At 28.9% G+C, this 619-nt stretch carries 1 protein-coding gene; it reads right to left on the reverse strand.

The features are described 5' to 3' along the window. Positions 1-306: 306 nt before the first annotated feature. Positions 307-471 carry a ribbon-helix-helix domain-containing protein gene (locus tag SH09_RS12265; RefSeq protein WP_017722131.1) on the reverse strand — a complete coding sequence of 55 codons (165 nt, stop codon included), beginning with the start codon at positions 469-471 and terminating at the stop codon, positions 307-309. Positions 472-619 lie beyond the last annotated feature (148 nt).

A 619-nucleotide genomic window follows, 5' to 3' on the forward strand; every position in this document is an offset into this window, starting at 1 on the left:
AATTTTGCACTTCCCCTGATGTAGCTTGTTTTGAATAGATTTCTTGTTCTTTTTTACTCATAAAAAATCGACTCCTTAATTTTGTTTAAGAAGTCGCTCACCCAAATATATATCTTGAAGAATAAACTTAAATCGTTTAATATCTAGATATACAAATTAATAAAACATAATTCTTATATTTTATTACGATTTTGTCGTTCACAAACTTTGGTCAGGGCGTGAGCGACTTCTTTTTTTATTTTGTTATTAATATAACACTAACAAAAGGCTTGGTCTAATTAGTTCCTAATTAGATCAAGTCTTTTTTTATGCCTTAAATATTTTATCTTCGCTTTGATACTTACTTAAATACTCGTTATTAATCAACATAGAAATAGCCTGGGACTTACTTAAGCCCATTTGTTCTGCAATTTCTTCAAGTCTTTTCAAAGTATCTTCAGTTAAAGTTATACCTACTTTTGTACGAACCATTTTTACTCCCCATTTCTAACTATTAATAAGTTTATTTTATTCCATTTATACATACATGTCTAGAGATTTCTATACAATAACTCATAAAGTCCCTAAAATGTCCCCTAAATTCAACAAGGCTTAATCCCTTGAGAGAGTAAGGCTAAAG

This window comes from Staphylococcus gallinarum, assembly GCF_000875895.1.
GTDB lineage: Bacteria > Bacillota > Bacilli > Staphylococcales > Staphylococcaceae > Staphylococcus > Staphylococcus gallinarum.

Bases quoted from the DNA above. Each gene is read 5' to 3' on its own strand.
- SH09_RS12265 (WP_017722131.1), bottom strand. From the start codon at position 471: ATGGTTCGTACAAAAGTAGGTATAACTTTAACTGAAGATACTTTGAAA.